The sequence below is a fragment of the Micromonospora sp. ATA51 genome, assembly GCF_016802855.1.
Taxonomy (GTDB): Bacteria; Actinomycetota; Actinomycetes; order Mycobacteriales; family Micromonosporaceae; genus Micromonospora; species Micromonospora sicca.
Genome location: NZ_JAEVHJ010000475.1, coordinates 1 through 3,646, shown reverse-complemented (window position 1 = coordinate 3,646; position 3,646 = coordinate 1). Strand labels below are relative to the sequence as shown.

At 74.1% G+C, this 3,646-nt stretch carries 5 protein-coding genes; all 5 read left to right on the top strand.

Going from position 1 to position 3,646, the window contains the following annotated elements:
- The first annotated feature begins 137 nt into the window (after positions 1–137).
- The 5 genes from JNW87_RS36195 (at position 138) to JNW87_RS36175 (ending at position 3,553) form a co-directional block, all read left to right on the top strand.
- The gene (locus JNW87_RS36195; RefSeq protein WP_238455257.1) at positions 138–482 is read left to right on the top strand and encodes a hypothetical protein; all 345 of its coding nucleotides are present in this window, start codon (positions 138–140) and stop codon (positions 480–482) included.
- 14 nt (positions 483–496) lie between these two features.
- On the top strand, positions 497–1,105 hold the full coding sequence (locus tag JNW87_RS36190) for a glycine zipper family protein (RefSeq protein WP_109800946.1): 609 nt from the start codon (positions 497–499) through the stop codon (positions 1,103–1,105).
- Positions 1,102–1,380, top strand: a complete 279-nt coding sequence (locus JNW87_RS36185; RefSeq protein ID WP_238455256.1) for a hypothetical protein — start codon at positions 1,102–1,104, stop codon at positions 1,378–1,380. The genes JNW87_RS36190 and JNW87_RS36185 overlap by 4 nt, the downstream gene beginning before the upstream one ends.
- Before the next feature lie 438 nt (positions 1,381–1,818).
- A complete protein-coding gene (locus tag JNW87_RS36180) occupies positions 1,819–3,069 on the top strand; it encodes a phage tail sheath subtilisin-like domain-containing protein (protein WP_238455255.1) in 1,251 nt (416 codons plus the stop codon).
- Position 3,070: 1 nt separating this feature from the next.
- Entirely contained in the window at positions 3,071–3,553 is a 483-nt protein-coding gene (locus JNW87_RS36175; RefSeq protein WP_109800943.1) for a phage tail protein, read from the top strand.
- Positions 3,554–3,646 lie beyond the last annotated feature (93 nt).

The window sequence follows — 3,646 nt, the reverse complement described above, 5'->3', positions numbered from 1 at the left end:
CACCGCGCCCCCGGCCGACCAGCCGGGGCCGGTCTGACCCACCGCGTCACCCGGGCGGCCGGCGCCCGCAGCGGCCGGCCGCCGCACCTCACCCACCACCCCGCCCGCACCACCGCACCGTCCGAAGGGAGATCGCCGTGAACGATCTCTTCACCTGGGCCGCCCTGGGCAGCCTCACCGGCGCCAGCGCCGCCACGCTGCTGGCCGCCAACGTCATCGGTGGCCTGCTCGGCCCGAGCGGCGACAAGGCCCGCAAGTGGATCGCGCTGGGTATCGCCCTCGCGCTCTCCTACCTCACCGCGGCCTTCGCCACCGACGCCGGCTCCGAGAAGTGGATCATCGCGTTCTTCAACGGGCTGGTCATCTTCTCCGCCGCGCTCGGCATCAACCAGCTGCCCCCTGGCAACCGGCAGGCGACGAGTGCGTCGCCAACCCAGCTCGCGCAGGGACGCGAGCCCCGCTACGTCCGCTCGTGGGTCTGAAAGAAGGTGACCCCATGGTCTTCGGCATCGTCAGCGCCGCGGTCCACATCGTCCTCGGCGCCCTGTTCGGCCAGTGGGCCGGCGGCACCCTCGGCCTGGTGATCGGCGCCGTCGTCGGACTGCTCGTCGGCGCGCCCTTCGGCTGGGCGATCAGCTCCGCCGGCACGTACGGCCCGGACGCGAAGGGGATCCTCCTCTTCGTCGTCGACCACACCTGGAGCCTGCTCAACACCGCCGTCGGGGCGATCTACCTCGCCGCGCACCTGGTCTTCGGGCACCAGCTCGACCGGGTGGTCTCGCCGGCCAGCGGCCGGGTCAACCTGGTCGAGGGGGTGTCGCCCCGGTACGCCACCACCATCGGCACGGTCTGCGCCGGGTCCAGCCCCGGCATCCAACGCCACGAGGACGTGCACATCCTCCAGGCCCGGCTGCTCGGCCCGCTCTACCTGCCGCTGGTCATGCTGAACTACGCGCTGTTCACCATCGCCCCGGTCTGGCTGCTCTGGCACGACCACACCAACGCGCCGATCAACCGCTTCACCCGCTACTTCGAGATCGGCGTCTACCCGCATGTCTGGAACGAGGCCATCGCGTACCGGATCCAGGGGACCCCGCCGCGATGACCGGAGCGATCGAGACGGCCGTCGCGGAGCTCGCGGCCTGGCTGACCGGGGCGGCGGGCGACCCCGTCCCGGTCGGCCCGCCCCGCGACGACGCGGACGGCGGGCTCACCGTCTGGCCGCTGGAGCTGCGGCCGGCCCGGCAGACCCGGGGCAGCGGGGCCCGCGAACCGTACCGGTTCGTGGTCCGGCTGCTGGTCTGCGCCACCGGACCGGCCGCGCTGCCCCGACTGGACCGGGTGCTCGCCGCCGCGGCGGCGGCGGCGAGCCGGAGGTGACGCTGACCGCCGGCGACCCGGCGTTGTGGCGGGCCTTCGGCGTCGCGCCGCGACCGGCGCTGCTGGTCGACGTGCCCGCGCAGATCGCCCGCCCGGTGCCGCCCGCGCCGCCCGTGCTGCGGCCGCTGCGGCTGCGGCAACTGGAGATGCGCACCCTCGACGGTCGGGTGGTCGGGCCCGAGCAGCAGCCCCTCGCCGCGATGCGGGTCGAGGTCGTCGGCACCCCGTACACCACGCACACCGACACCGCCGGCCGGTTCCGGCTGGTCGGCCTCCCGCACGACCCCGACGAGCCGGACCGGCGGTCCGGGTCCGCCTGGTCGGCCGGGGCCGCACCCACACCGCCGAACTCGACCCGGCCGACCCCGACCTCGTCATCGTCTGCGCGCCGCCGGCCGACTGAGCCGACCCGCCGACCGCACCCGCACAGGAGGACCGATGCCCACCTACTTCTCCCCCGGCATCTACGTCGAGGAGGTCCCCAGCGGCGCCCGCCCGATCGGACCGGTCGGCACCAGCACCGCCGCCTTCGTCGGCGTCGCCCCGGACCGCACCGCGCACGTCGACCGCGCGGTGGCCGTCAACTCCTGGTCGGAGTTCCTGCGGCTCTACGCCGACGGCGAGCACCCGGAGAGCACCCCGCTGGCCCGGGCGGTCTTCGGCTTCCTGGACAACGGCGGCACCCGCTGCTGGGTGGTCAACGTCGGCGAGGGCGGCCAGCTCACCGGCACCGGCGGCCGCCGCGGCGGGCTGCAACTGCTCGAGGCGGTCGACGAGATCTCCATCCTCGCCGCGCCCGGCTTCCACGACCCGGTATCGCACGAGGCGCTGCTCAGCCTGGCCGAGCGGCTGCGCACCATGGTGGCCATCTGCGACCCGGCCCCGGACATCGACGACATCTCCGCGCTGACCCGCGTCGCCACCCCCGGCCCGGCGAAGCCCGCCGGCAAACCCGACGGCAAACCCGCCGACGGTACGCCGAAGCCGGCCGACGACGACGCCGAGCCGGACGGGCCGGCGGCCGCGTACCGGCCCCGGCAGTCGGACTTCGGCACCTGCTACTTCCCGTGGATCCGGGTCCGTGACCCGCTCAGCGGCGACCTGGTGCTCACCCCGCCGAGCGGGCACGTCGCCGGCATCTGGGCCCGCACCGACGCCCTGCGCGGCGTGCACAAGGCGCCCGCCAACGAGCCGGTCCGCGGCGCCGTCGACCTCGGGCACCTGGTCACCCGCCCCGAGCACGACGTGCTCAACCCCAAGGGCGTCAACGTGATCCGCTACTTCGCCGGCGAGGGCATCCGCCTCTGGGGCGCCCGTACGCTCGCCGCCGAGGCCAGCGAGTGGCGCTACCTGAACGTACGCCGGCTCTCCATCGCCATCGAGCAGGCCATCGCCAACGGCACCCGGTGGATGGTCTTCGAGCCCAACGACTACTCGCTCTGGCGGTCCATCCGGCGGGACATCGGGGCGTTCCTCACCCGGGTCTGGCGCGACGGCGCGCTGCTCGGCCGCACGCCGGAGGAGGCGTTCTTCGTCAAGTGCGACGAGGAGACCAACCCGGCCGACGTTCGCGACGCCGGCATGGTGGTCGCCCACATCGGCATCGCGGTGGTCAAGCCCGCGGAGTTCGTGGTGTTCAAGCTGAGCCAGTGGGCCGGCGGCACCGAGACCGAGACGATCGGAGGCTGACATGCCGACCACGGCCACCCCGCAACCGGGCGCCCCCGTCGACCCGTACCGGGCGTACAACTTCAAGCTGCTCATCAACGGCATCACCAACGGGCACTTCACCGAGGTCAGCGGGCTTGAGGTGACGATCGGCCGGCTGGCGTACCGGGAGGCGGGCAACGACCGGGTCCGGGCGGTCCCCGGCCAGGTCGACTACGCGCCGGTGACCCTCCACTTCGGCCTCACCTCGTCCCGGGAGCTGTGGGACTGGGTGAACGCGGCGGCCAAGGGCACGGTGAGCCGGCGCAACGTCTCCGTGGTGCTGCTGGACCCGGCCGGCACCAGCGAGGTGCTGCGCTGGAACATGATCAACGCTTGGCCGACCCGGTGGCGGGGCGCCCACCTGAACACCCTCGCCCAGGAGATCGCCATCGAGGCGCTGACGCTGGCGTACGAAGGGCTGGAACTGGAGTCCGGCAGTGCGGCCGCCCCGACCACCGCGTGACCGGCTGGCCCGGGCCCTGCGTACGGCCGCCGACCGGCTGGCCGGCGCGGTCGAACGCGACCCCCACCCGCCCCACCTCAGCCCCGCCCGGCC